Origin of the sequence: Bradyrhizobium sp. 160 (assembly GCF_023073735.1) — a bacterium.
GTDB lineage: Bacteria > Pseudomonadota > Alphaproteobacteria > Rhizobiales > Xanthobacteraceae > Bradyrhizobium.
Map to the genome: position 1 here is coordinate 89,421 of NZ_JADPKD010000030.1, position 25,766 is coordinate 115,186.

Below are 25,766 nucleotides of genomic sequence, written 5' to 3' on the forward strand. Positions count from 1 at the left end.
GGCGCCTCAGCAGGCTGGCCCGAAAGGTCGGTATTGCGCCGCTCCATTGAGCTGGTTTTGAGCGGAGGCAAGTTCCAATCCGTCGCCGAGCCGCTCCGTGATCCCGAGCTCAAGGAGCCCGGTGTCACCGCCGATGTCCGGCTTGCCGGCGAGCATGAAAATTCTGCTTGGTGCAGAGGGCACTTTGCATACGCATCTCCGGAAGGGCGAGAACCTGGCGATGAGAACAGCAAGTGTCGTACCAGTTGCACCGCCAAAAAAATCGTATTTAACGACAATGACTTGAGGATTGGGATAGATTCCGCGGGCGCGTGCGTTGAAGTATTCGCGACATCAGGAGGAAAGCCGACAGCGCCATTTGGCTTGGTTGTTCGTGATGATTGCCTGACTGAATTTTCTCTTGACGTCTGATCGGCACCCCTTGTGCAAGGCACCGCTGGCTCGCTCATTATTGCCTGTCGCTTGCCAAGAAACTTGAAACAAGCGGAAAAGTTCAAGGGCAGCGCAGGCAGGCTATCTGACTCATCTATGAGCCGATCCGCTCTGACCGACCAATACATGCAGTTCTGAGGCACCGACAGGAGATGAGGCGCAGACGCTCGTTGGTCCACTTGCGCGCCGACGCTTCAATCCGTCACTGCGGCTTTTAGCGGCTTAGCAACGTTTCTCAGGACAGCGGCGCGGCAGTTGACAAACATCTGCTTCGTGTAATTCCCGCCTAAGTAATCCAGCACGAAGGTGCCGGTATAATCCGGATCATCGCCCACGCTGCAGATTATGCTGTCGAGAATCTCGCCGATTTCGGGAATGCGCTCGCAGTAACGGGCACGGAGAACATTAACAGCGTTCATCGAGTGAACTGCCTCGTCGGCAATCACCTCTCTCAGGCAACGAAGGAAGCTGCTGCCAAGTCCGGCATAGAACTCTCTATCCGCAGCATAGGCGCGGCAAGTACACATCTCATCAAATGCGATCATAACGATCAGAGAGAATTCGTCCTTCAAGTATTCATTGATTGCAGAAAAACTATGCGATCGAGCTTCCAATCTGTCTCGAAGATCTTTTTCGGATTCACCAGCGACAAGCTCCATGATCCGGATGAAAGCATCGGTGTGGCGCTCTTCATCCGCGGCCCAGGCACTAAAGAACGCCTCAGCTTCGTTGGTGGCGATCAGATTTCGGTTGAACAATTCTTGTTTTAAGTGCCTCGCGTCGTATTCAGTATACAACTCAGGCCACAACTTGTCCCGACGTGCGCGCACAGTCGATGGTCCGGCCGTGAACATCGCCGGCGTCAACTCATCGAAAAAGTCTTTTGGATTCCAGTTACGTCGAATCGGCGCAATCATCCGACTGTCCTTCTCTGCAAGCGGCCTAGCAGAGGACGCTCGCAAAGCATACTTGACCTACACCAAGTATGCTGTCGCCCCCTTGTTTTGGTGGGCAATTTCGAGACGCAACTCATCAAACGGTTTGAAACTCGCGATCATCAACAGAAGCTCATAGGGGCCGTCAACGGTTTTGGAGTTCGCGTGCAGTGTAGGCTGCGGTATCCCATCGCTTTCTTTGCAAACTGCGCGGCGGGATGAACCGGGGGATGTACGATTTGGCTCAATACACATCCTATCAGATCGGCTGGACTCCATGTGGAGGGACTATCGAGTGAGTACCCTGAAAGAGGCGCGCTTAGCTCGCGGATACGACTGATGTCTGAAGTAACTTACTACTTGCTTTGTCCTTCGCCCCCTCTGACGAAGGCAACGCACCCGGAAGGCGACGCAATGTTTCAGCGCCAAGCGACTGTCAGGCACGCCGCAGCTCTGTCGCGCAAGCTAGGTCTGCCTGCACCCTCGCCTTCTCAAGGACGACCGATCCATCGAGCGTCGAGTTGGGGAACGCCAAGGTGATTCAGAAATTTGGGAATATGGAAGGACCCTCCTCTCGATTGTGTGTTGTAGCCGCCAACTTCCCGGCTGCCCTGTGTATTAGGACGCATGCTCGAGTCTGCCAGACAGACACCTTCGGGAATTGGCTCCGGGCGCTGAAAGATGCGAATGCCATTGCTCAATCGCCGCCCGCATGCGCCTTCTCGAACTCGGCAATCTTGGACAATGTGAGACCAATTGAAGGCACTTCCGAATTGCGGTTCGACGACGGCCACGGTATTGACTTTAATTCCTTCAGCAGGGCAACACCGGGTCGTGTTCCCGGTGGTGGTGTAGCTCGGTAGAGCAAAGCCGCCCGGACGCGCCCCCAATAGCGCCGTAGCGGGCGGGCGGTCGTGCGCTGGTCACCGGCAATCCTCCGGTAAGATCGGGTTGCGACACGCCAACCCAACCGAGCAACCACCGATGACCGACGGCATGATGAACCTGCGCACACTCGTAGAGAAAACCCTGATGCCGATCTGCTGCGCGAGATGATCGGCTTTGCCGCCCAGCGTCTATGGAGTTGGAAGTCGAGGGCCAGACCGGGGCGAGCTACGGCGAGAAGAGCCCCGAGCGCCTGGCCCAGCGCAACGGTTACCGGGAGCGGATCTGGGAGACCCGCGCCGGTGCGGTCGAACTGTGCATTCCAAAGCTGCGCAAAGGCTCCTACTTTCCGGGTTTCCTGGAGCCGCGCCGCATGGCCGAGAAGGCGCTCACCGCACGCAGGAAGCTTATGTGCAGGGCGTCTCGACCCGTTCGGCGGGCGATCTGGTGCAGGCGGTGGGCATGACTGGCATCTCCAAAGCCAGGTCAGCCGGCTGTGTGGCGAGATCGACGACAAGGTGAAGGCCTTCCTCGCCCGCCCGATCGACCGCCGAATCTCCGGCTGAAGTAAACCGCGCCGTGCTTCCATGCCCCGAAGGAAGCGAGTCCATAATACCCTCAGCGCGAACATCATCCCGATCCTCGAATTAAAGCTGGCTGAAGAGCTCTCTCAAGTTCGGGGCACTGAGCCACCAATTTCCTCAGTATGCCACCGAGGCGTCTCCGGCCCCTAGAAAGCGACGGTCGCCATGGTATGCCGCCGCTGCGGGGATCAGAATTTGGCGCACTGCGCCCTCCCCAAACCTTAAAGGCGCGCGCGTCCACAACGAATTCGCGCCCTGACTTGCTTGAGCCCGCACTCTCTAGAATGCTATCGACTTCAGAAGCCTTCGCGCAGATCGTGCAGTCTCAAAACCGCGTGGACAAATGCAAGATCGATGATGCCGTTGGTCGGCGCCTCGACCAGGGCACAACTGTGCTTTCAATTTGTGCCATCACTCAAATGATCGGCGGAGCTTAGCAGTGATCCTCGAGCACTGCGAGACGGAACAGGTTTGCGGGCCCGATCAACTACCAACCCTCGTAATTGATCTAGATGACGGAAGCATGTCACCTATCGATTGATGAAATCGGCCGGTCTCCACGTTACGCCGGTCATCACAAGGAATTGGCATGCAACACCGATTACCATCTGTTCTCGCCAACGGCCCTGATCAATCCGCCGGTTCCTCACGTGCTGAAATCCTGCGCGCCGAAATCTGCTCCCGCAGAGAGCTATCGTTCCTCATGGAAGCGCATGATGGTCTCTCCGCCGCGATCGCTGAGCGCGCAGGGTTCAAAGGCCTCTGGGCGTCTGGCCTGTCTATTGCCTGCTCCCTGGGCTACCGCGATGCCAACGAAGCGTCGTGGAGCCAACTCGTAGACGTAGTCGAGCGGATCGTGGAATCGAGCGAACTGCCTGTGCTCGTTGACGGAGATGGCGGCTTCGGGAATTTCAACAATGCACGCCTCGTGACACGCAGGCTCCGTCAGCGTGGAGCAGCCGGCGTCGCGCTCGAGGACAGCTGTTTTCCGAAGATGAACTCGTTTGTTGGGGATCGGCACCCCCTCGCCGACATCGACGAATTCTCTGGCCGCCTCCGGGCAGTGAAGGATACAGTCGCGGACGACTTGATCTTGGTGGCAAGGATCGAGGCATTGATCGCTGGGCATGAGATGGACGAAGCACTTTCGCGCGCTCACGCCTACGCCGACGCGGGAGCCGATGCGATCCTTATTCATTCGCGAAAGAGAACCGCGGACGAAATCCTTTCGTTCGCGCGCGCTTGGCAGAACAGATTGCCGGTCGTGATCGTTCCGACGAAATACTATCGAACACCGATCTCTGCATACCGCAAAGCCAACATCTCTACGGTGATCTGGGCCAACCACTCCATGCGAGCGGCAACAGCGGCAATGCGTCAAGTCTGCGGTCGCATCATCGCTGAGGAAAGCACCGCGAGCATTGAGCCGCATATTGCTACTCTCGAGGAAGTCTTCGAACTGTTCAAGTACGACGAACTAGCCCGTGCGGAAGCGCGATATTTGCGGCCCGACGCTGAACTGCGCAAATAGGGTTTCGTCGACACAGGAGCGCATCGTCATGGTCGAAGACCTCCTGTCCTGGACTTCCTCCTAGCTGGCCAGGTTCGACTGCAATCTCAAATCCCTAACCATTGCACTGAGATGTCCTTAGATGGCGTAGCACGCCTCACTCAGCCGAATGCGCACTTTGCCATCTCGGCAGCTCGAGGCACCGGATCCAGCGCCTTCCTTCTCTCTGGAGAAAGGACCGACCAGGACCATTTGCTTGTCTTCACGCTTGGGCTCCATTTTCAGATGGCTCCCGCAGACCTGATGTCGCTTCAGCATGCCTACGCTGGCGACGAAGAAGCTGTCGGTGTTTCACCCTAGAGGCGCGACGAGAAAGGAACTAAACGGTGACCGATGCTCCCAAGAACGCCGTCATTCTCGCCGCTGGCTGCGGCTCTCGCCTGCGTCCTCTGACAGATCTGCGGCCGAAGTCGCTGGTCGAGGTCAACGGCACTTCGATTCTTCACAACGCTCTGCGCAATCTGGAATTTGTTGGCGTGGAAGAGGTGACGATCGTGGTGGGTTACCGCAAAGATGCCATTCAATATGCCTGCGGTAGCCACTTTGGCGAACTCAAAATCAAATATGTCGAGTCGACCGTCTTCGACCGGACCGGAAGCGCCTATTCTTTGTGGCTGGCGCGCGACGCTCTTCTCTCCGGAGACTGCTTTCTTCTCGAGGGCGACGTCTTTTTCGAAGAGGATGCGCTGCGACACTTGATGGTCTGCCGGGGGACAGACGTAGCTGCAGTCGTTCCCTTCGATGATTCAATGGAAGGGTCGGCCGTTCTGTTGTCGCAGAACGGCTTCATCTCAGGTTTTCGATTGAAGCAAACCGCGGCAAATCTTGTTGCGGATGGCCCACAGCTTTTCAAGACGATGAACCTTCTACGGCTTTCGGCGCCGACACTCAAGGCAACGATCGTTCCGACACTGGACGATGTTGTCGCCGCTGGAGCTCGGCAGACCTACACCGAAGAACTTTTGGGTTATCTGATAGAGAGGCGAGGCCTCCAGCTCGCCGCGGCGCGATGCGATGGCCTCAGCTGGTACGAAATTGATAACGCTGACGATTTGGAGATTGCCGAGCGCATTTTCAAGGACCGAACGAAGGCCTACACGGCGAGACGTGATTTGCAAACGAGGTGAGAGTGCAATGCTAAAATACCTTTGGGATCCAGCGAACGCCATAACGATCACAGGTCTTCTCTTTTCCTCCGCCAGCCTGTTTTTAGCTCTCTCTGACCGCCTTGAGCTATCCGTGGCAGCAGCGCTTTGGGCCGTTCTATCGGACCACCTCGACGGGGTTGTGGCAGGTCGCACGAAAGGTCGCAATCCAGATGTCGCAAGAATGGGAGCGAGCCTCGATGGGTTTGCAGATATCGTCTATGGAGCCGTTGTGCCTGCGGTAGTTGTGGTACAAGTTAGCCAAGCTTCACAACTCGCGCTTGCGACCGCAACCGCTCTACTGGTGACGGGAGCAATAAGGCTTAGCTACTTTGCGAACTTCGGCAGATCGCGCGATGGACGCTTCTTGGGCGTCCCCTTGTCATACGACGTGCCGCTCCTGGCGCTCCTATTTCTTTTTAAGCCTCTTATTCCTGCTGAAGCATTTACTGACGTCGTAAACATTGGCTTCTTGCTGCTCGCTACAGCGCATGTCGCGCCTGTTCGCGTGCCACCACTCGGCGCAATAATGTATACGGCAATAAGCATCTTCGCCGTCGCGTCGTCGGTGGTTTTAGCCAGTCGCTCCTTTTGATTGCGGATGGAAGTATGATCCAGCGACTGCCTTCTTCGTGTTGCAGGCTTCCCTCCATGCAGGTCACATGATGACGTGTAGTCTCGCCAACCGCGGCGTGCACCAGACTTGTTGCCGAGAGCATTTCCCCACCAATCGGCACTGCTCGATGCTTGTTCGCCGTGAGCTTGTCGAGAGATGGCGACCATCTTGCAATTTTCGTTTGTCCTGAAATGTTGAGCTAGTCGCACGCATGAAGAGGGCAGCACAAATGGACCCACCCCTTAGGTCGGACGAGGTCTCTGACCTGATCAACCGATTCCCCGGCGGCTATTGGAAATATGACATCAAGGACTTCGTCCTTCTGGTAAACCCTTATTTTCCGCCGCAGGCGTTCCTTGACGAACTTAAGAACGCGCTACCGCGGCTTATTACCTGCTATCCCTCTCCTAATGCGCAGATGGTCCAGCTTCTTGCGGATGCGGTGAAGACGCCAGCGAATAAACTTGTCATTTGCAATGGCGTGGCTGAACTCATTCCCATCTTCCTTGGTCGACTGGGAATGAGGATTGCTGTCCCGGTCCCAACCTTCAATCCTTATGAAACCACCGCCTTGCCCGGGCGGTTGTCACGCTTTTTTCTGTCACCGCCAGATTTTGAACTCGATGTGCACCGCTACGCAGCATTTGCGCGTACAAATGGCGTCAACGGCGCAGTCGTGATATCGCCGAATAATCCCACTTCGCGGATGGTTCCCTATGCGGATTTACTATATCTCGCTTCCGCGCTTCGAGCTCAACAGCAACTGCTACTGATCGATGAGTCATTTATAGAGTTTAGTGAGCTCGGACGAAGTGCTAGCCTGGAAAATCACTTGCTCGAATTTCCCAATGTGATCGTTCTCAAAAGCCTCGGAAAGATTTACGGGACATGCGGTTTGCGGATGGGGTATGCGGCATCCGCAAATGAACAGATGATGAAGGAAATTAGAGCGGCGCTCCCCACGTGGAATGTCAATACGGTTGGCGAGTTTTTTCTGAGCAGGCTCCCTCACCTCGCGCACGCGGCACAGCAGAGTTGGATGAGGGTAGGCAGCGACAGAGACAAACTATACGCAGACCTGCGCAGCATCGACGGAATGAGAGTTCTAAAGCCCGACGCGAATTTCGTGTTCTGCGAACTGCCGCCCCACTGGCCGGATGGGGACGTGATCGCCTCAACGCTTTTAAAAGATAGACGCATATTGATCAGGCACAGTGGCGGAAAGACGCTTCAAAATGGCAAGCGGTTCTTGCGCATCGCATGCCGCACTGATGAAGACAATAAACTCTTGGTGGAAGCATTGAAAGAAGTTGCTGATTAGCGCAACTTGTCTTCAGTCACCGAGCATTCGAGACTTGAGACATCCTTCGGCATTGAAAGGCACAGCCTGCGCTCCGAGGGAGCGAAGCTAGTGGCCTTCCGGCGCTCGCCCCTCAAAACAGCCAGACAGCGCTGAGGCTCTACATGAAGTGCCGTAGACCGATAGCCCGCCAGCGGCCGCGGCAAGGCGTCGTTGAGCACCTCGACCGCTTACCGGATCGAGAAGGATCCCCGGCTTCCATCGCAGAGAAGGCTCCCCGCGGCCGTCGCCGGCTGAGCCCGTTGGCCAGCGTGTTTGAGACAGAGATGGTGCCGATGCTGAAGGCCGCTCCCGGGCTGCGGCCCGTCGGGATCTTCGAGGAGATGTTTCGGCGCCATGCCGAACTCCGAGCCGGCACCCGTCGCACACTGGAGCGTCGGATCCGAGCCGAGAACGAACGCGTGTGGCCAATCCGACCTCAGAGACGCTTCACAAAATCGGGCCCGCGTTCGGATTCAAGATCGGCTTCGTGCTGATCACGCCCTCCGCATCCGCGAAGAATACGAAGGCGTAACCAGTATCCGCGCCATAATGCCGTTCGACGCTTACAGCAAGGAGCAAGCAGTTCAGTCAAACTTGTAGGAGACCTGGAAGAACGTACCCCATCGTTCCATGCGATAGTCCCCCGGAAGGGGCCCAGAGGTGGCAGGAGGGCGGTTCTCCTGGTTGGCTCCGGTAGCGAGCGTCTTACGTTGGTTTGGCGTCCACATAGCCGAATAGCGGCCACCGAAGCCAACGCTGACGTTCTTAGTGATAAAGTAGGATAGGGCTGCCTCAACCTGCACACCACCGCCACCACTCCCGCGTTGATCAAGGAAGGTCGTGAATTGGCGCATCAGATGGTTGTCGCGTCCTCGGAAGTCCGTCCACGGCAAGTAAGCAACGTCGGCACTTACGCGCCAGCGATCGAACAACATGGTCTCAGCGCTAAGGCCGATGCGCAGCGCATTCCAATCAGTGTCTTGGCTGCCGACAATCCTTCTATCGCCCGGCACAAGGCAAGGTGCAACGTTGGGGGAGGCGGTCTGCACACATCCGATCGTGTCAGACTTCTGGCCGTAGTAGCTCCAGCCCATGAACCCACCAACCTTGTAGGTGCTGCCATGCAGGAAATCGTAACCGGCATCCGCGGTGAAGTACGTGAACCTTCCGTTGCCCTGGCCCGATAGTGTGTTTTGATAAGCGAGCGTGCCCACGCCCCAATCTTCATCGTTCATCTTTCCATTGCTGAAGCGCCCAAACCCGATATTGCCCTTCAGGAAGATTCCCCAGGGGCTGTCCAGCCGTCCGAACAACTCACCGGAAATCCCATCCTGCCCATGGTAGGTGAGCTTTGATACTAGATCAGTACTCCCGTGGTCCCATTGAAAGCTTCCGCGGCTTAACCACAGCCGTGTGCCGCTTTCCAGCGACCACCCATCAGCGAAGCCAATCGGCGACGCGCTGACGGTCGGCTTCGTTGCGTATAGCGGCGTATCTGACCATCCTGGCGTCCGTGGGTGTGCGTCAAAATGGTAGTTCAGACCGAGCTTACCGATGTGATAGCTGCTGGACAGGCTGGTGGTGTTGGCGGGGATGGTTGCCAAGGGCGGCCTCTGTAGGGTCGGAGGGGTCGCGACACTTCGACCGGTGAATCCCAGATAATCGTACTCAAACGTCACGGACCATGCGTTCGCGAGTGCTTGCTCGACGCCCAGGCCGATCGTGCCACCGACTCGACCATAATCGAAATCGGTGGCATTCTGTGGCGCCAAGCCAAATGGGTGACTTCTGCTACGGAATTCGTTATTGTTGGCGACAACGCCGCTATTGTGCTGCGCAGCCACGCCCCCCTTGAGATAAACAAGTGTTTGGCCATGCGGGCCGAACGCATACCCAAGGCGACCCGTCCCGGTCGCAAAGACGCTTGGACCAGCGCTGCAGTTTGCGCTGATGACAGAGCTGGAGGCGGCAAGACAGGTGTTTCTGCCGTCTGAGACAGCGCGACTGGCGTCCAGTTCAACGCCAAAAACCCAGCGTTCCCTCTGCCAGTTGTAGCCGATCTGACCTCCGGCCAGGAACACAGGGGTGTCGACAACGTCACCATAGAGTGACTGGCCATAGGGGTCGCTGAATGATGTTCGCCCGTAGCCCCCACCGACGTGCCCGCCGATATATCCTCCGGTCCAGCTCCAGACGGCGAGTGGGACCTTTACTGCCGGCTTGAGATCGGCCGAATTGACAGCGCCGCCTGCAATGAGCGCAGCTGTTGCGACAGCGTAAAAAAGAAGTTGAGACCGCATTTCACCTCACGAACACAGACGCGCGCCACCTTGCAACGACAGCCAAATGGCCGACGTTATTAGCGCCGCTTCCACAGCGGTTGCGGTTTGCAGGATCTAGGCCAGCGGACGCAATGCGCATTCGCTGCGGTTTTCGACCTCGATGTTGTCTTCGCAACAAGATCGGTGGGTTTTGAAACGGGCCGAGCGTCTGAGGTCGGACACGAAACGCATGCTGCACGCCGGCTCCGGCCGATCGGAAAGGTGGTGAATGCTCCCGCGAAGAGCCCTTTCTCTTGCTCCACACTCCTCGGCTGTCGCACGGCTCGGCCGTCCCGGACGCCGGGGAAGCCGATGAGGACGTCCACATCGCAGGCGACGAGCTCGGAGACGGCGACGCAAGGGCGCTCAGGAAGACTGCAGAGTACCTTGCTGGTTCGGGCCTCGACCCGCAAGCCTTTTAGGCGTTGTCAGATGTGCGGTGAGCGGTGAGCGGCTCTCCGTGTTCCTCGGCGGTTTCTTCTCACACGACGTCGTACTCAATCGGCATGTCTGAGCGAAGGATCGTCGACTCGAGCGCCTCCTCGCTCTTACCGCCGCGAGGATACGCGCGAGGGTCTCGTCAATGCAGCGGCTTTATTCCTCAGCTCATCCCTCTCTAAGGGTCGGAGTTCAAGCGGCGGTACCGCATTCCACAATAGTGGATCGACGGCCAGCCCACTCTTCCGATCCAGCAGTTGATTGAATTGCGTGAAACGCGCGCCCGCCAGCGCTGCATACAGGTTCGGCTCGCTGGCCATCTGACTGGGAGCTGGCTAACCGATCTTGCGTAGGTCCTCGCCTTTTCGGTCAGCCTTTGCCAGTCATTAGGCGAGCCGCTTTTGAGGAAAGAGGAACTCCTATACGTGTGGACGCATTGATCTGTTGAACTGCCCGACAAGCCGATGTCCGCAGCTTTTTCTTCTGCTTTCCTCGCAGTCCAAAGACTCGCCGGTGCCAAATTTAACCGTTGGCCACCGAAAAATGAATGAACTCAGTTGCACAAAGATGGTGCAGAAGCACGCCACCATCACCCACATCATGAGGAAAGCCCGCAGAACGTATGTGGTGCTCCTTGTTCGCATCAGGCTCGCGAACACAAGCAGCACGACCATGAAGCCCAGCATGATAGCCGCGCTGTTGGCGGCGCTTCTGCTGTCCTCTTTTAACGCAGTATAGACAATAGCTGCGGCGGCACCGACGCCTGCAACGCCTATCGCGCACGGAACCGGACGGTACCTCTTCACAGCCTCCAACAGCAGACTCGGCAGATCTGAAACTAGAAATACCGTCGTCCATCAGCAGCGTCCAAGGTAAGACGCTATTTTCGCGATCGTCTTTTCAGCGGGACACGCAACGCCCTCTTCTGCCGAACGTAACGAGAGACCCAGCTGCGATCGGCCGTCCTACTTGCCGTTCCAACCGGCCAACGCCTTCAGGTAGGCATCTGTTTGGTCAACGCTGAACTCGCACCACATGATCAGGTGGTCCGACATCTGGAAGGTGCGCCACTGCCTGAACATGTTAGCGGTCGGCGCGCTTTTACCGCCTCTGAATTCCTTCGGATCGTCGAAGACATAGTCGAAGAAATTGAAAACGCCTGCGTTAGTGCTTTTCACACCTACCTTCTGCTTGAAAAATGCGATTTGGTCGTAGAACTTGTTCTGGTCCACGTTACTCCCTGGCAGCTTTTGCAGCTCGGCCGGGACCTCGAACCTGTTTCTGGTGATCGCCTCGTAAGTCTTATCCGTGCGGGAAAAGATATTGAAGTCGCCGAGCAGTACGAGGTGTTCGGGCGAGTAGTCGGCCGGGGCGCTTGTGTTGATGTAATCCTTGGCCTTGGTGGCAAGCAGCTTGGCAAGCGCGTTGATCTCGTCGACACGCCGCGGATCCTCCGCTTTGGCGGTACCGTAGTAGATGTGGACCGTACACAGGTTGAACTTGGCCCAGCCCACCTGGAAACCGCAGACGAAGGGGGTACGGGCGACCTGGCTCATTCGCTCGGTGGCGGTCTTGCTCGGCAGAACCAGTTCGCCGGCAAGTCCGGTGAAGCTGACCTTGGCCGTGTTGTAGACAAAAGCGAGCCGCTCGAAATTGCCGCCGTCGGCGAAACTGACGTCTGTGAAGATGACGTCCCACTGCCGGCCAAGCAGGCGTAGAATTTCCTTGAGCGCCTTGAGGTCGGCCCGTACCTCCTGCACCGCGATCAAGTCGAAGCGGCTTATGCACTCCGCGATGTAGTACATTGCGTCGGTCGTTCGGCCGCCATACTTGGTCCCGCCGAACTCGCGGATATTCCAGGTTGCCAGCAGTAGCGTACCGTCACTCTTGGCAGGCACCTTCTTCTTAAGTCCGGTGCGCAGTTTGCTGAGCCCCGCAACAATTCTCTGGCGCTGCTTGTCGTCCTTGATCCACCTCAGGCCTGTGTAATTCATCGATAACTCCAAAAAACGATAGAGCGAGCGCGGTCGCTGAAATCACCGTATACAACCACTGATTTTATCGATTTGAAATAGAGGAAGGCCGACGGGGCGGGCAAAAACCCTGCGGCGCTCTGACACAACTTGGATCGCTCGCGGAAGATTGCTGGACAGCGCTGGCTTGGCGCCCTGAGCGCCGGGCGTACCGTTGGCGATCACCGGCCCGGCGTCGTTCCGCCGCGTCCCAAGGTAGCGATGACTTCACCGGCGGCTTGATCGAGGCAGCCAAGCTGCTGCATACAGCTTTTCTACGCTAGACGGCGGCCGCGACTGGCACTCCTGCCCGTCTTCTTGCGTGCACTGTCAGCGCATGATCCGTCGTGGCCTTCCCCCACGCCACTTTCTTGCGCGTCTGTGACATGGCGACACCTGCGCGCCACGCTTGCGCATGGCTGCCGATCACGTTCGACCGATGCGCTACGCAGCAAAAAGAAAGATTTCTGCGTGTTATCGCCCTGATGAGGCCTACGGATCGACGCTCAGTTTATGTGAGATTGTTGGGACGACCCACCACGTCAGCAGAATCAAGATAGACTGCCTCACCGACCTGCACATGACGGAGGTGCTGGTGGTATGCGCCGCTGCTGGTCTCGTAGACCTTTTCGATCGTCCGAGGCACGTCCCCTCCCTCGTCGATGAAGACCTCAGTGAGGCCGCGGCCGGTCATCGTTGCTGGCCGCGAGATGCCCAGAAGACCGAGCACTGTGGGCGCAAAATCGCAAATACTTGAGGGGACTTTTGAGACGAAGCCGCCTTTGACGAGCGGTCCTGCCAAAATGCCGACAGACGACATCTCCTTGGCATGCAACCCGCCGTGCACTCCTAAGCCGACTGGCCCATCCGCACTCCAACTGCGACCGATAAGACCAAAACGATCAAGGCCGCCATCGGATCGAAACGAGAACAGGATATCTGCCGATCGGGCATGGTCGGCGAACACGAGATGACGGGCGAAGCTGCCGGGCGCAATGCCATCGACCGCGCCGCCAGCGGTGAACACCGGACCGCACCAGGGCCTTTCGATCATTGCCCCGACGGCGCGGCGGATAACGATCTGCGAGGGCTCGGCCAGGTAAATTGCTCCGACCTGCCCAGGTATGACGATGGCGTCGATCCCAGCCGCCGGTGCCGGGCCGCAGCGCAGCCCCGCAGCCTCAAGCGTCTGCAAGAGATCGGCCCGCGCATGCACCGTCACGTGCCCGTGATCGGAGGCTGCGATCAGGTGCACGCCCTGGCACACGCCTTCAGCTTCCCACCAATCGAGCACCCGGCCAAACTGCCGATCGACAAAGCTGATCGCTTCCAGAGTTCTTGGCGCGCCGGTTCCACAATCGTGGGAGGAACTATCGGGTTCGCCGAACGAGAGGATTGCGACGTCGGGCCGAATCTGAGGCCAGATGACGTCGAGGAACGCTGAAGTCAGAAAGGCTTGAGAGGCAAGATCCGGGGTGCCGTGGGGTGGCGTCGCAGGCGTCGGCCCAAGCAGGCTCTCCACCTGTCTGAGCATCTCGGCCGAGGTCGCGATAGAAGGGAAGTGGCCCGAGAGCGTCACCTGGCCGAACTTTCGGGCCTTATGGTTCAGCAGACGGGTTGCCCCCGCCGAGTTGGATGCCAGGACTGACAATGTCCTGCCGTTCGCCGCGAGGATCTCGCCAAGTGACGCCACACCGAGTAGATGGCCGTCGCTCGCGGCATCGAGGTCCTCGATCAGACGCGCATTACTTGTGTCAACCAAGCGCGGTGCCGGAAAGTGCCGGTCGAGATACTGATTGCCAACAATGCCGTGGCGATCCGGCGTTGCGCCCGTGATGAGGCTCGTGAGCGCTATCCGTGTTTCGCTGGGATAAACGGTGCGCTGCCGGGCCAGCACCGCACCGCGGCGCTGAAGCCTGACCAGATTCGGCGTCAGCGATGGTTTGATGAGATCCGGCCGAAGCCCATCAAATAGCACGATGAGAACCCGATACCGGTCCGGTCGATTGAACATGATCGTGAGCTTTCGTCTAGCTGGGACGTAGCGGATCGGCCGGGGCTTGGCTGACCTGACGCAGCCTAGCGCCATTGTCTTCGGGATGGACGCTGATCGCTTGCGCGAGGGTGATGCCGGTATGGAGCTCCCAGTCATGCCGACCAACGCCTGGCCGGCGTGCCGACCGGCACCGTGCCGGGATCAGTGGCGTGCGAGCGCCAGCAGCTCTCTTCAGTCGTAGACTGCACCGGGTGAGATTGGACAGCGACTGCATCGCTAGCGGCTTCTGAGCGAGGACGTCAGGTGAGACATCCAACAAGCCAAGGGCAGCCTTGCCTCGCAAACAAAAATAACAAATGCTTCGTCGAATCAAGCTCGCTCGGCGCAGTAGCCGATCCTGATCTGGTCGACATTGCGGTTGAGCCCGGCGTTGTGACTGCTGCTGCCGCCGATTGTGTGGCAGCTTGATTCCGGCGATTGCGATATATCGCGGGTGCTTGGCAGGAATTCCGCGGCTGCGGAGCTCGCAGTCGACGGCCGGCGTCTGGAAAGTCGATATGCCCTGATTGAGAGTCATCGCGTCAGCGCGTTTTGCATGTGGCCACCTGTCACAGGAACGCTTTCGAAGGGAAAACCCGTTGAGCCATTCTGTCGGGGGTACCAAGTTGGAAAGCTCGCGAATTGCGAAGGACGCCTTGAGGAGTCCTACTAGCTCCCGAACGAGCTAACCACTTTGCGTATCGCTTTTTGGAACGGAATGATCGAATAACGCGATGCGCTAGGCGTCTCTTTACGCTTGCAGTCGCGCCATCAGGAGCAACGTCCAATTTTCAGCCAATCTCGAGTTTCGGCCCGCTCGTATCGGCCAGTGCAAGTATCCTGGCATATCGTCGCCGCTTGGCATCAGCGATACGCCCGCATCAGTGAGCGCGGTTTGTCAAGTTGCGGAATCGCAGGACGAGAAGCGCCGCATAGATTGTCGTTCCGGTCGACAAGCCGATCCATATACCAGTGGCGCCAAGACAGACCTTCAAGCCGAGCCAATAGCTGAGGGAAAAGCCGATCAGCCACCAACCAATGATCGCAAACAGAAGCGGCATTCGCGAGTCCTTTAGTCCGCGCAGGCCGCCCGCCGCAATGCACTGGACAGCGTCAGTGATAAACAGCGTTGCGCCGACGACGAGGAGCTCTGCAGCAAGGCTAATCGTTGCCGCCGAACCGGCCGATCTGCCCAGAAACAGCTCGACGATCTCAAAGCGCGCAGCGATCAGTGCGAGCGTCAACGATGCAGCTATGACAATACCGATCAGCATCGCTGCCAGATATGCCTGCCTGGCGCCTGCAATGTCGTTGCGGCCGGCCGCATAGCCAACGCGCACGGCTGCGGCCGTGCCAACGCCCACACAAATCATGAACAGGATCGCGGCGAGCTGTACAGCGATCTGATGAGCGGCCAGTGCACTGGTGCTGATCAAGCCCGCCAGAATCGATGTGGCCCAAAATAGTCCCGCCTCGATCCATGAAGCCATTGATATCGGCACTCCGATTGCGATGAGCTGTCGCATTGTGCGCCAATCGAAACGCCAGAGATGTGTAAGTACATGGTAGTGACGGAACGGACGACGCAGTGCAGCGAACCACAGGCCGGCTAAAAACATGCTGCAGTTCACCAGCGTGGTCGCAAGACCTGCCCCCAGCAGCTCCAGCCGAGGCAGTCCAAGCTTTCCGTAGGCCAGCATATAGACCAGCAAAGCATTCAGGGGAGTCGCTGATAGCGTAATCCACAAGACCGGCAGTGGCCGATTGACCGCGCCCATGAAACTGCGGATGGCCAAGAACGAAAGTGCCGGCGCGGCGCCGAATCCTAGTCCAAAGAGGTATTGCTGGGCGAGCCGCGCAACATCTGGGGCTTGGCCCAATGCAAGCAGTATTTGCTCTGCTCGCAGCGCCACAGCAATAATTGGGAAAGACAGGATCATGGCGGCCCATAACCCCATGCGCAGCGCACCCCGTACTGCGGCTAGATTATTTGCCCCAAACGCCCGCGCCGCCATGGGCGCGATGGCACTTAGTAGCCCCGCGCCGAAGGTGAAGCTAATGAGATAGAACCGGCTTGCCAGCGCGGCCGCAGCAAGCGCCTCGGCGCTGATCCGACCGATCAAGGCAAGATCAGTCGACATCATCGCGATCTGCCCAACCTGCGTCAGCACCATTGGCCACGCGAGTTTCGCGATTTCGCCGAGCTCGACAGCGAGACAATGCATGGCCGCCCGTCTCGTCACTTCCGGGCGCAAATTCGATGTCGGCTTCGTCTCGGCTATTTTGTCCATGTCATCATGGCGCCGCTTGGCTCGGCGAGCGAAGCACTGCCTCTTTCTCGAAAGCATCCACCTGCTGACGTGAACTCGTGGGTCAGTCGACGATACGTTCGCGCTGGGCTTCGACCAGCGCGGCCAGCGATTGTCGCATGCGATAAGTAGAGGAGAGCTTGCAGATGCCGTCTCAAACTGATTGGCCGATTACCACTCGCGCAATGGTGACGGCGCGCATCGGAGTCGAGCGAGCTCGATCAGGGAGGCGAATTCATGCGCGAGCTCCTGAGTTGATGCCAAAGGTTGGAGGACCGAACTTGGACCTGATCAACCCGATGCACTGAAGGCTCATCATCCCGTAAGCCATTCCTGCATTCCTGAGCGATCGATGAGATCCCAATCCTTCAAAGCTCGTGCCAACTGCGACAGCTGGATGCTTGCATTCATCCCAAACCGACCTGTCGGGGGATCGACAGCATGTCGCGAATAAGACGATCGGCATCGCACGTTCAGCCCGAGTGGGCGCCAATGCGACCACAGTGAGTGGCGATTTTCACCGTTATGAAGACGTGCCGGGATGATCATCACGAGCTCTGAATGTTCGCGCTTGCTCGACTGGATCACAGATATCGATATGCAGTCATATGGATGAGCTGCGCGGCCTCGATGACGGCCCGGCGAAGGCGAGCACGGCACGGGTCTTGTCTGGGGCCAATCAGACCGGCACCTTCCTGTCGTCAATCCATCGTATTGGCTTGAAGCTCGCGAACGGCATGAGCCATCGGTGCTCCTGACCAAGTCAGCGCCTCCAATGCGCGCTGTTGACGCTAAATTGGTAGTGCCACTGTCCGGGCCTATGCGAAGCAGTTGCTCGAGATCGACTGTCTTGCCGTTCGCGATCTTCTATTTCTGAGTGGCGTCCAGTAGCGATTGGTGCAATGGCGGCATGCTCCATCGCGCCACGACGATCTCGCGCCCGTCGGCGATGCCATGCGCCAGCTTGCGGATCGACCGCCGAGGCCACGAGAACATATTATGAACTAGGAGTCAGGTCTCCGATCGGCAGTCTCTTGAGGCGACGCGCAGCTCGGCTCCGACAAGCAGCACGATACCGAGCTGCAAGGGTACATGAACGCTCGAAAGCTGCACATGAAATGCGGTACCCTGGCCTAGCCGGCAAGGTTTCGGTTTGAAAACCGATGATGTGCGCTACGTGCCTCTGGTAACGCCGGCATTGTCTCGCTTTCGTTGAATCATTACGTGCCCACATGAGCTTTCAGCTGTCCATCCTGAAGATACTTGCCGGGCAACCGGGCGGCCGAGCCAGTCTTGAACTCGTCAAACAGCACTTGGCGATCTTTTACACCAGTGGGCCCGAGTGGCCAGCGCGCATGAAGCGCATCGCGAGCCGCGAGCCGAACCTCGATATCTTTGGACAAAGGCTGATCGAGCGGGAGGAAGGATATTGGATCATCACTGCGCATGGACGAAAGATCCTCGAGAGGCTTGAGGTCCTTGACGCCGCTGAGAAGCTCAATGAATCTGTGACGAAAGGACAGCCCCAGGGACAGGCCGAGGGGACAGCTGGGCGATGAGAGACTGCCGTTGCCGGCTGCGCCGCCACGACCGATCGCTTGGAGGAAGCGTCCATGGCGTACCTGCCGATGAACTTCGTCAAAGGTAACGGTCCTGCTGAAGCGGCGACACTTTACTTCGCAATTGTCGACGCCGCGCTAAAGGTGTTGATCAAGCGCGAAAAGTGGAAGGGCTTTGAGGAAAAGGACAGCCAAGCCAACTGCGGAGACTCTTGCCAAAATTGGTAAGGCCTTCGGCCTCCAAATCGGCTTTGTCCCGATGGCATCAGCTCAAGCTTATGCAAGCGAGAGCGATGATCATTTGCCCCGAGCCAAACGAAGCTGAGGTACCGAAGTTCTGCCGCCGCGATAAGCAGGAAAAAATTACGAGGGACCCTCACGCGCGGTTTGGTCGGATGCTTGAGCTGAACCTGGCTGCCTTTCTGGGCTACCTGCGTCCAACCGTGGGCTTTTGGGGCTGCAATGATGTCCATCGACTTCATTGGTGCATAGCGTTTGAGTGCCTTGGACGAGTGTCAGGGTTCCGATTTGCTCTCCATACAGCAGAACGTCGAGGACGGAAACATCAGGCATCGTCCTCCTCCTCGTCGAGTGCGTAAGCCGGGCGCGGCGCTTCCGGCAACGCGTGGGCGATGCGGTTGCGCAACTCTCTCAGTTGTTTTGAGGCGCTCTGACCATAGGTAGCGCGTTCGGACCCGTCGACAACTTCCATCAACCGGTCGGTGATGCGCCGGATCGCTTCAAGTTCTGAGCTTCCGAGTTGCAAATTTTCGAGCTCGCGTAAGGCTTGGTTCAGGCCTTCTATGCCCGTCGCATTTTGATGCAGTCGATTTAGCCTGGTTACGGCTGCCTGCGCGCGGCTCAGCACGCTGGAGCGCAAGCGCGCGTCATCGGAAAGTGCAGACGAAGCGTTCCGGACGATAGCCTCGACCGCCGCAAAAGCTTGCGCGGCACCAGAACCACTTCATGGTCGAGCGCGCGCGAGCTCGACGAGGCTGGAGAGCCTCAGATCGGCGCCGCCGCTCTCGATTTTGGAAATGTGGCTCTGCGGTACTGTGATCCGGGCACTCAGATCGCGTTGACTCAAGCCGATGGCCTCCCGGGCCGTTCGGAGGTGTAAAAACAGATCGCGACTGGCATTTGATCTGCTAAAACAGATCACCCTGTAAGCCCGATTTGAGGCAATAGAGGTTTGGAATTCCCGATATATCTGCGCTGCCCAGAAGCGCTATGCGCCGGCTACGGGACATACGCCGGCTGGCTTCGCCGCCCAGGCAAATCTGGCCAAGCATGGTCTGCAGGGCTCAAGGAATGGTATCGGGCCGGAACTGGAAAGAGGACAAGGAGGCGATGTCGGACGCCCAAAGCCGAGGACTGGCTCGAACCTATCTCCCCTGGCCCGGCCAGCGCGCTCGAATAGCTTAAGCGCAGAGGGTTTTCGGCAGCACTCATTTTGGCGGCCGGAGCCTTCCAACCAACTAAGCCGCGCTTAGGACCTCCCGCGGCCGCCGGCAGCCCGTTCCGGCGCCTTGCTGGGCGTGTCCGCGACCTCACCGGTCGCAATCCTGCCGATGTACGGTGTCGGCGTGGCGCTTCTCGCCTTTTGGGGCCTTCATTCGTCGGTTCCATAGTTGAATTATTCGTTATAGTCCTATTTACATCGAACCTTGACCCTCCTGTCGATACAATGTATCTACACTATCTAGTTGCGCAGCAACTTTATTAGTGTATCTTCGTTGTTGATACCTGCCGGGTATCTCGTTTGGAGGTAGCGATGGTCGTTCAGTTTGCAATGTGGGGCAATAGCTTGGCTCTCCGCATTCCGAGCGCCTACGCAAAGGAAATCCAAGCGTTCGCGGGTCGGGAAGCCGAAATCACGGTTCAAAACGGCAGATTAGTCGTAGAACCGCGCAAGACTCCCGTTTACACGTTAGACGGGCTTCTAGCTGGCATGACTCCCGAGAACTTGCATGAGGAATATAACACGACTGCTGCAGTCGGCGAAGAGTTCGGCTCCTAAAGAGCCGTATTGCCCAGACGTGGGTGATATTATCTGGCTCAACTTCGATCCGCAGGCTGGTCGTGAAATGGCGGGACGACACTCCGCGTTAGTGGTGTCGCCCCGCAAATATAATCAATTCTCCCGTCTTTGCCTTCTTTTCCCGATCACTAGCAAGGTAAAGGGCTATTCGTTCGAGTCGCTTTTCCCGGAGGAATTTGAAATTCCTGGCGGCACGGAGCGCGGCGGCTGCGTTGTGGCCGATCAGCTCAAAAGTATGTCTTGGCTTGAAAGAAAGTCGGACTACGCGTGCCGGGCCCCCGATGGCGTTCTGGAAGATGCCATCGCAAAGTGCAGGACATTGCTCCCCCTCGGAGATTAACGCCCGTTTAGACGTGCATTTTGTTTGTCCTGCGGCGGCAATATAAGAGGTCCAGAGAGACAGTGAGGAGTAACCGCAATGGAAGCAGCAGTACTGGAGCGCCCAAGGGCGCGGGTAAGGTCGCGCCGCGTCCGGAGCGAAACCAATATCCACATTCGCGCTACCGCACAGGTGAAGCATCTGATCGATACTGCCGCCGTTGCAGTCGGTAAGACGCTTAGCGAATTTATGCTGGATAGCGCGCGGCAACATGCCATTGATATGCTTTTGGCTCAAAGATTGTTTATTCTCGATCCAAAGAAGCACGCCGCCTTCTTGAATGCGCTTGATAACCCGCCTCCGGCCGGACCAAGCTGAAGGCACTGATGAAGCGTAAGCCGCTTTGGCAGAAGTAATCCAACATCCGGGGAAACGTGCGGGCATGACAACCTCCACGCTTCTCAAGCCTACGCACGACTTCAGCCGTTTTGGCTGTGGCAATGAAGCGCTGAACGATTGGCTCAAAAACCGCCGACTGACCCATTACCTCCCATTCAGCCATTGAGGAGGGCCTCGTGAAAAGCAACGCAAAGGCGCGCCCGGCCAGAATACCGAGTGAGCGCGATGAGCGCCACGAGTCGCGTGGCACGCGCCAAGCCTTAAGAAGGCTGGTATTGTGCAGGTCTCGACCGGCAATTTGCGCAAGGCTTTACTGGTTCTTTCGCGTCGAGCCCCACTCATAATGCGAAAAGCTTGTTGAAAGAACAGGACCGACGCACCTTGTGAGGGCTGCCAAAAAGCATGCCCTGCGCATAGGGACCAACGCTCCTTTCGGAGGTTTGCGACGTCTTACGAATTCTGAATAACCTTCAACATCGCCTTGTTACGCTTCCCTGCGGCATACAGTGGGAGAGGGATTGCTCGACTGGAGTAAGTATCCCGCGAAGTACCTGGACCGGCTCGTGCGGGCACCCGCGCACAGCAAGCCGCTTTACAGCATCCAACATCAGCTTGAGCCAAACTGCGCGCTCGAGGCCGCGGCGTGCGACCCCTATCAGGCTACAACAGCATGTAAATCGAGATCGAGGTCGGCACAAAGCAAACTCGCATTGCTGCACGTCCAACCCGCCTGAGCGGTATTGTTGTTGACGATCATTGTCGAACAAGCCCCGCTGGTGAGACACGCGTCTTGAGGTTTGCCAGCCAGGAAACTCCAAGCCGAACCGGGCGTCCGGCGCTTCTCTTGCCTTGCCATTGCAAGAACAGATCACCTTGAGACGTGAAAGGTCCGACGCAGGCATGAACTTGTCTGCTATGGTGCCGAAAGAGTACGATCGTCTCCCCTGCGAGCAATGAGATATCTTCGATCTCGCGTTTCAAAGTCTCACGACAATGTTTTGTCGATCCGGTCGCGCAGCCAGTCGCCGACCAGCGAAATCGACAAGGTCGTAAGCGAGATGACCAGCGAAGGCAGAACAAGGATCCAGGGAGCACGGGTCAGATAGTCACGGCCATAGCCGACCATATTGCCAAGGGAAGTCAGCGGCGGCTGCACCCCAAGTCCAAGAAAGCTAAGGCCGCTCTCGAGCAGAATGATGTCCGGAAAGGCAAGCGTCATGGTGACGATCAAGGTCGAAGCGATGTTCGGCATGATGTGGCGCAGGTAGAGACGCCATGGACTTGCGCCAAGCTGCCGTACGGCGATCACATAGGCTTGCTCGTTGGCACTCATCGCAAGCGCGCGGGTGACGCGGGCGTAGCGTTCCCATCCGTGGAGACCGATGAGCCCCACGAAAAGGAGCAAAGAATTGCCGAAGAAGGCAAGCACCGCGAGCGCCAGAACGAGAAACGGCATGCTCGCCTGGAAATCGACACAGCTGAGGATGACCTGCTCTACCCAACCGCGGAAGTGAGCAGCCAAAAAACCAAGCGTGATGCCAAGAATGGCGCCGATCAACGTCGCCCCGAAAGCAATAAGGAGGCTGATGCGGATGGATATGACGAGGCGTGCCAGTACGTCCCGGCCGAGCTCATCTGAACCGAAAGGATGCGCGATGGTTCCACCGAGGCTAAGAGGTGCAGCGAGGCGATGATGAAGGTCGAGGGCTGCATAGTCATAAGGAGCGAGGTGATCTGCAGATATCGCGACAAGAAGCATGAAAACCAGCCAGGCGACTGCTATTCCGATCGCGCGGTCGCGCCACCACCACACCTGTCGCATCTTTGAAGACGGCAGAACCTGGTCTGCGAAAATGCTCAATTATCGCCTCCCAGAGTGCAACTGGCGCAAACGTGGATCGAGCATGCCATAGAGCAGATCGATCGTAAGATTGTTGGTGATCATGGCGGCGGCCGCGACGAGCAGGATGCACTGGACGACAGCCAAATCGCGACTGGCGACTGACACGACCAGCAGACTGCCAATGCCTGGCCACGAATACACGCTTTCAACCAGCACCGTTCCCGCGATGAGATTGCCGACCATGAAGCCGACGATGGTCAGCACCGCTATCGCGGCGTTGGGCAGAGCGTGACCGGTCACGACCCTGGCCCAAGGCACGCCCTTGGCGCTGGCCGCACGAATATAGGGCTGTCCAAGCACCTCGAGCATGGCGCTGCGGCTGAAGCGGGCGAGAACGGCCGCGCCGCCCAGACCGAGCGTGATGACCGGCAGCACCACATGGTGCCAAGTGCCGGCGCCGCCCGAGGGGAACCATGGGAGCTCGACTGCGAAAGCGAGTATGAACAGGAGGCCAAGCACGAAAGATGGCACGGTGAAGCCGATAACGGCGACCATCATCACCAAGCGATCTGCCAGACTATCCCGCTTGAGGGCCGCGTAGACGCCGGCCGGAATGCCGATCATCAGCTTGAGGATCAGCGCCGGCGCAGTCAGCATCAGCGTGATAGGAATGCGCTCGGCAACGACGGTGATCGCGGCACGTCCGTCACGCATCGATTGGCCAAGATCTCCATGAACAACGGCAAAGAGGTATCTGACGTATTGCACCCAGAGTGGCGCATCGAGCCCCCAGGCCTTTCGGAAGGCCTCCACCGCTTCCGCGGGGGTTTCCGGCGACAACAACGCCAGTGCGGGATCGCCAGAGGCACGCAGCACCACGAATGCGAATGTAACCACAATTGCCATGGTCAGGAACGCGCGCGCCAAGCGGACCAGAATAAAACGAGCCATCATGTCTCCTTGTCGAGTTCGGCAACATGATCGCCGATCAGATGGCAGGCGACGCGCCGCCTGTCGGGAGCGTATCTGAGCTCTGGAGCGAGCCGCGCGCAAAGCGGAAGAGCGACCGGGCAGCGAGGATGAAATGCACAGCCGTCCGGTCGCGCAGCCGGATTGGGCGGATCTCCTTGAAGGATGGTGCGAGAGCGATGTCGTCCTGGCCTCGGCACCGCGGAAACGAGCGCCCGCGAATAAGGATGCAAAGGATTCAGAAGAACCGCCTCAGACGATCCTTCCTCGACGATGCTGCCGAGATACATCACAGCAATCCGATTGCTGATCAGCCGGACCACTCGCAAATCATGGCTGATGAAGATCATCGCCATGCGCCGCCGCTCCTGCAGGTCCCGCAGAAGATTGATCACTTGCGCCTGGATCGAGACGTCGAGTGCCGATACTGGCTCGTCGCAGACAAGGAGATCCGGATCGGTGGCCAGCGCACGAGCCAGGACGGCACGCTGGCGCTGGCCGCCTGAAAGCTCGTGCGGAAAGCGCCCGAGGTGGTCGGTCCTGAGCTCCACATCCGTAAGAAGCGCATTGACCCGCTCCTCTCGTTCAGACTTGCTGCCTAGCCGATGAATTTCGAGCGGCTCGGCCATTTGCGCGCCGATCGTCAGGCGCGGATCGAGCGCAGCCAGCGGATCCTGGAACACCATTTGGATTCGCATCCTGAGCCGGCGCCATCGACTATCGCCAATAGCGGGCAAAGCTTCTCCGCCGAAGGTCACCTTGCCGGCATCCGGCCGGTCCAGGCCGATCAGGAGCCGGCCCGCAGTCGACTTGCCGCAGCCGGATTCGCCAACCAGTCCGAGAGTTTCGCCGGGAGCCAGCTGCAGAGAGAGCCCATTGACCGCGTGGACCACCGCTGGAGGTTGGAAAAGGCCCTGCCGCAATCGATAATTTCGGACAAGCCCGTCTGCTTGGAGGATCGGCGGAGCAGCCCCGGTCATGCAGCCACGACCTCGCCCGCGGGCCGTTCGCTCGTGACATGCAAGCAGGCAGCCCTGTGTCTGATGTCGCCATCCAGCGAGGCGAGCTCAATCGCCCATTCACGACAGCGTCCGATCCGCCGATCGCATCGAGGGGCGAAAGGACAGCCTGGCGGAAACGCGGCTGCGTTTGGCACGACACCGGGAATGGCGAAGAGGCGTTGCCGCGGCCCATCCAGGCTTGGAAGAGCCGCAAGAAGACCTTTCGTATATGGGTGAGCAGGTTGGTTCAAGAGGCGGTCGGCGGGCAATTCTTCGACGATGTGCCCCCCGTAAAGGACCATGACACGTTCACAGATCTCGCTGACGACACCGAGATCGTGCGAAATCAAGACCAGCGCCATGCCCGTCTCGCGCTGGATTTGCCGCAGAAGCTCAAGGATTTGCGCTTGAATAGTGACATCCAGGGCGGTGGTAGGCTCATCAGCGATCAAGATGTCGGGCTGTCCTGCAAGCGCCATGGCGATCATGACGCGCTGGTTCTGCCCACCGGAGAGTTCGTGCGGATAGGCGCCAAGCCGGCGCGCTGCATCGGGTATGCCGACCTGGTCGAGCAGACGTCGCGCTTCGGCCTGGGCCGTGCGGTGATCCATGTCACCATGGAGCCGCAAGGATTCTATGATCTGATCGCCCACCCTGTGCACAGGATTAAGCGCGCTCGCCGGGTCCTGGAAAATCATGGCGATCTGCCCACCTCGCATCTTGTCCAGGCGAGATGCTGGTGCATGGAGCAGCTCCTCTCCGGCCAAGCGTACGCTGCCCGTTACTTTAGCGCGCCGCGTCAACAGTCCAAGCGCAGCAAGCCATGTCACCGATTTGCCGCAACCGCTTTCACCGACCATGCCCAGCGACTCGCCGCGCGCGAGCGTGAGATTGATTCCGCGCAGCGTCGGCACACCGTCGAACGCGACACGTAAACCTGCGATATGAAGAAGCGCCTCCATGCGAGGCCCCTGCTCGTCCATCATATAGGCCGCATCCGCTTTAATCCGA

21 protein-coding genes and 3 pseudogenes are annotated in these 25,766 nt (G+C 58.2%); 11 read left to right on the forward strand and 13 right to left on the reverse strand.

What is annotated here, in order from left to right:
• Nucleotides 1-6: 6 nt before the first annotated feature.
• Both IVA98_RS12840 and IVA98_RS12845 read right to left on the reverse strand, forming a co-directional pair.
• On the reverse strand, nt 7-156 hold the full coding sequence (locus tag IVA98_RS12840) for a hypothetical protein (RefSeq protein WP_247354979.1): 150 nt from the start codon (nt 154-156) through the stop codon (nt 7-9).
• Between the two features lie 470 nt (nt 157-626).
• A complete protein-coding gene (locus IVA98_RS12845; protein ID WP_247354980.1) occupies nt 627-1,349 on the reverse strand; it encodes a hypothetical protein in 723 nt (240 codons plus the stop codon).
• Between the two features lie 1,002 nt (nt 1,350-2,351).
• Between IVA98_RS12845 and IVA98_RS12850 the strand changes: the two are divergent.
• From IVA98_RS12850 to IVA98_RS12875, 6 genes and pseudogenes are all read left to right on the forward strand, one after another.
• Nucleotides 2,352-2,800 (forward strand): annotated as a pseudogene (locus tag IVA98_RS12850) (transposase); the annotation flags it as partial.
• A 694-nt stretch (nt 2,801-3,494) separates the two neighbouring features.
• Nucleotides 3,495-4,367 carry a phosphoenolpyruvate mutase gene (gene aepX / locus IVA98_RS12855; protein WP_247355036.1) on the forward strand — a complete coding sequence of 291 codons (873 nt, stop codon included), beginning with the start codon at nt 3,495-3,497 and terminating at the stop codon, nt 4,365-4,367.
• 365 nt (nt 4,368-4,732) lie between these two features.
• Nucleotides 4,733-5,533: a phosphocholine cytidylyltransferase family protein gene (locus tag IVA98_RS12860; RefSeq protein WP_247354981.1), complete on the forward strand. Its 801-nt coding sequence runs from the start codon at nt 4,733-4,735 to the stop codon at nt 5,531-5,533.
• A 7-nt stretch (nt 5,534-5,540) separates the two neighbouring features.
• Nucleotides 5,541-6,146 (forward strand): CDP-alcohol phosphatidyltransferase family protein, encoded by a 606-nt coding sequence (locus IVA98_RS12865; protein WP_247354982.1) that lies wholly within the window; start codon nt 5,541-5,543, stop codon nt 6,144-6,146.
• Between the two features lie 250 nt (nt 6,147-6,396).
• Nucleotides 6,397-7,488 (forward strand): pyridoxal phosphate-dependent aminotransferase, encoded by a 1,092-nt coding sequence (locus IVA98_RS12870; protein WP_247354983.1) that lies wholly within the window; start codon nt 6,397-6,399, stop codon nt 7,486-7,488.
• A 143-nt stretch (nt 7,489-7,631) separates the two neighbouring features.
• Nucleotides 7,632-7,916 (forward strand): annotated as a pseudogene (locus tag IVA98_RS12875) (IS21 family transposase); the annotation flags it as partial.
• 177 nt (nt 7,917-8,093) lie between these two features.
• Here the strand turns inward: IVA98_RS12875 and IVA98_RS12880 are convergent.
• The 4 genes from IVA98_RS12880 to IVA98_RS12895 all read right to left on the reverse strand — a co-directional run bounded on the left by IVA98_RS12880 (nt 8,094) and on the right by IVA98_RS12895 (nt 16,606).
• Complete coding sequence (locus IVA98_RS12880) at nt 8,094-9,809, reverse strand: outer membrane beta-barrel protein (RefSeq protein WP_247354984.1); 1,716 nt, start codon at nt 9,807-9,809, stop codon at nt 8,094-8,096.
• 1,424 nt (nt 9,810-11,233) lie between these two features.
• Nucleotides 11,234-12,262: an endonuclease/exonuclease/phosphatase family protein gene (locus IVA98_RS12885; RefSeq protein WP_247354985.1), complete on the reverse strand. Its 1,029-nt coding sequence runs from the start codon at nt 12,260-12,262 to the stop codon at nt 11,234-11,236.
• A 529-nt stretch (nt 12,263-12,791) separates the two neighbouring features.
• Nucleotides 12,792-14,294 (reverse strand): alkaline phosphatase family protein, encoded by a 1,503-nt coding sequence (locus IVA98_RS12890; protein ID WP_247354986.1) that lies wholly within the window; start codon nt 14,292-14,294, stop codon nt 12,792-12,794.
• Nucleotides 14,295-15,196: 902 nt separating this feature from the next.
• On the reverse strand, nt 15,197-16,606 hold the full coding sequence (locus IVA98_RS12895; RefSeq protein ID WP_247354987.1) for an MATE family efflux transporter: 1,410 nt from the start codon (nt 16,604-16,606) through the stop codon (nt 15,197-15,199).
• A gap of 1,250 nt (nt 16,607-17,856) precedes the next feature.
• On the opposite strand from IVA98_RS12895, the gene IVA98_RS12900 reads away from it, so the two are divergent.
• On the forward strand, nt 17,857-18,183 hold the full coding sequence (locus IVA98_RS12900) for a hypothetical protein (protein WP_247296170.1): 327 nt from the start codon (nt 17,857-17,859) through the stop codon (nt 18,181-18,183).
• 54 nt (nt 18,184-18,237) lie between these two features.
• A complete protein-coding gene (locus tag IVA98_RS12905) occupies nt 18,238-18,411 on the forward strand; it encodes a hypothetical protein (RefSeq protein WP_247281282.1) in 174 nt (57 codons plus the stop codon).
• Between the two features lie 149 nt (nt 18,412-18,560).
• On the opposite strand, the pseudogene IVA98_RS12910 reads toward IVA98_RS12905, so the two are convergent.
• The 3 genes and pseudogenes from IVA98_RS12910 to relB form a co-directional block, all read right to left on the reverse strand.
• Nucleotides 18,561-18,665, reverse strand: a pseudogene (locus tag IVA98_RS12910) (type II toxin-antitoxin system HicA family toxin); the annotation flags it as partial.
• An 83-nt stretch (nt 18,666-18,748) separates the two neighbouring features.
• Nucleotides 18,749-19,063: a hypothetical protein gene (locus IVA98_RS12915; protein WP_247354988.1), complete on the reverse strand. Its 315-nt coding sequence runs from the start codon at nt 19,061-19,063 to the stop codon at nt 18,749-18,751.
• 84 nt (nt 19,064-19,147) lie between these two features.
• Nucleotides 19,148-19,345, reverse strand: coding sequence for a type II toxin-antitoxin system RelB family anti-toxin (gene relB, locus IVA98_RS37220; RefSeq protein ID WP_346015596.1), 198 nt, complete (start codon nt 19,343-19,345; stop codon nt 19,148-19,150).
• 612 nt (nt 19,346-19,957) lie between these two features.
• On the opposite strand from relB, the gene IVA98_RS12920 reads away from it, so the two are divergent.
• The 3 genes from IVA98_RS12920 to IVA98_RS12930 all read left to right on the forward strand — a co-directional run bounded on the left by IVA98_RS12920 (nt 19,958) and on the right by IVA98_RS12930 (nt 20,921).
• Complete coding sequence (locus IVA98_RS12920) at nt 19,958-20,203, forward strand: AbrB/MazE/SpoVT family DNA-binding domain-containing protein (RefSeq protein ID WP_247354989.1); 246 nt, start codon at nt 19,958-19,960, stop codon at nt 20,201-20,203.
• A gap of 19 nt (nt 20,204-20,222) precedes the next feature.
• On the forward strand, nt 20,223-20,564 hold the full coding sequence (locus IVA98_RS12925) for a type II toxin-antitoxin system PemK/MazF family toxin (protein ID WP_247354990.1): 342 nt from the start codon (nt 20,223-20,225) through the stop codon (nt 20,562-20,564).
• A gap of 78 nt (nt 20,565-20,642) precedes the next feature.
• Nucleotides 20,643-20,921 carry a type II toxin-antitoxin system TacA family antitoxin gene (locus IVA98_RS12930; protein WP_247354991.1) on the forward strand — a complete coding sequence of 93 codons (279 nt, stop codon included), beginning with the start codon at nt 20,643-20,645 and terminating at the stop codon, nt 20,919-20,921.
• A 1,006-nt stretch (nt 20,922-21,927) separates the two neighbouring features.
• Here the strand turns inward: IVA98_RS12930 and IVA98_RS12935 are convergent.
• From IVA98_RS12935 to IVA98_RS12950, 4 genes are read right to left on the reverse strand one after another with little or no spacing between them, the layout of a single operon-like run.
• On the reverse strand, nt 21,928-22,764 hold the full coding sequence (locus IVA98_RS12935) for an ABC transporter permease (RefSeq protein ID WP_247355037.1): 837 nt from the start codon (nt 22,762-22,764) through the stop codon (nt 21,928-21,930).
• A 39-nt stretch (nt 22,765-22,803) separates the two neighbouring features.
• Entirely contained in the window at nt 22,804-23,736 is a 933-nt protein-coding gene (locus IVA98_RS12940) for an ABC transporter permease (RefSeq protein ID WP_247354992.1), read from the reverse strand.
• Nucleotides 23,736-24,734 (reverse strand): ABC transporter ATP-binding protein, encoded by a 999-nt coding sequence (locus tag IVA98_RS12945; protein ID WP_247354993.1) that lies wholly within the window; start codon nt 24,732-24,734, stop codon nt 23,736-23,738. Before IVA98_RS12945 ends, IVA98_RS12940 begins: the two co-directional genes overlap by 1 nt.
• On the reverse strand, nt 24,731-25,717 hold the full coding sequence (locus IVA98_RS12950) for an ABC transporter ATP-binding protein (RefSeq protein WP_247355038.1): 987 nt from the start codon (nt 25,715-25,717) through the stop codon (nt 24,731-24,733). The genes IVA98_RS12945 and IVA98_RS12950 overlap by 4 nt, the downstream gene beginning before the upstream one ends.
• Nucleotides 25,718-25,766 lie beyond the last annotated feature (49 nt).

Excerpts from the sequence above, each read along its gene's own strand:
- IVA98_RS12840 (WP_247354979.1), bottom strand. The coding sequence starts at position 156 with ATGCTCGCCGGCAAGCCGGACATCGGCGGTGACACCGGGCTCCTTGAG.
- IVA98_RS12845 (WP_247354980.1), bottom strand. The coding sequence starts at position 1,349 with ATGATTGCGCCGATTCGACGTAACTGGAATCCAAAAGACTTTTTCGAT.
- IVA98_RS12865 (WP_247354982.1), top strand. The coding sequence starts at position 5,541 with ATGCTAAAATACCTTTGGGATCCAGCGAACGCCATAACGATCACAGGT.
- IVA98_RS12870 (WP_247354983.1), top strand. The coding sequence starts at position 6,397 with ATGGACCCACCCCTTAGGTCGGACGAGGTCTCTGACCTGATCAACCGA.
- IVA98_RS12880 (WP_247354984.1), bottom strand. The coding sequence starts at position 9,809 with ATGCGGTCTCAACTTCTTTTTTACGCTGTCGCAACAGCTGCGCTCATT.
- IVA98_RS12885 (WP_247354985.1), bottom strand. The coding sequence starts at position 12,262 with ATGAATTACACAGGCCTGAGGTGGATCAAGGACGACAAGCAGCGCCAG.
- IVA98_RS12890 (WP_247354986.1), bottom strand. The coding sequence starts at position 14,294 with ATGTTCAATCGACCGGACCGGTATCGGGTTCTCATCGTGCTATTTGAT.
- IVA98_RS12895 (WP_247354987.1), bottom strand. The coding sequence starts at position 16,606 with ATGGACAAAATAGCCGAGACGAAGCCGACATCGAATTTGCGCCCGGAA.
- IVA98_RS12900 (WP_247296170.1), top strand. The coding sequence starts at position 17,857 with ATGAGCTTTCAGCTGTCCATCCTGAAGATACTTGCCGGGCAACCGGGC.
- IVA98_RS12905 (WP_247281282.1), top strand. The coding sequence starts at position 18,238 with ATGGCGTACCTGCCGATGAACTTCGTCAAAGGTAACGGTCCTGCTGAA.
- IVA98_RS12920 (WP_247354989.1), top strand. The coding sequence starts at position 19,958 with ATGGTCGTTCAGTTTGCAATGTGGGGCAATAGCTTGGCTCTCCGCATT.
- IVA98_RS12930 (WP_247354991.1), top strand. The coding sequence starts at position 20,643 with ATGGAAGCAGCAGTACTGGAGCGCCCAAGGGCGCGGGTAAGGTCGCGC.
- IVA98_RS12935 (WP_247355037.1), bottom strand. The coding sequence starts at position 22,764 with ATGCGACAGGTGTGGTGGTGGCGCGACCGCGCGATCGGAATAGCAGTC.
- IVA98_RS12940 (WP_247354992.1), bottom strand. The coding sequence starts at position 23,736 with ATGGCTCGTTTTATTCTGGTCCGCTTGGCGCGCGCGTTCCTGACCATG.
- IVA98_RS12945 (WP_247354993.1), bottom strand. The coding sequence starts at position 24,734 with ATGACCGGGGCTGCTCCGCCGATCCTCCAAGCAGACGGGCTTGTCCGA.
- IVA98_RS12950 (WP_247355038.1), bottom strand. The coding sequence starts at position 25,717 with ATGGAGGCGCTTCTTCATATCGCAGGTTTACGTGTCGCGTTCGACGGT.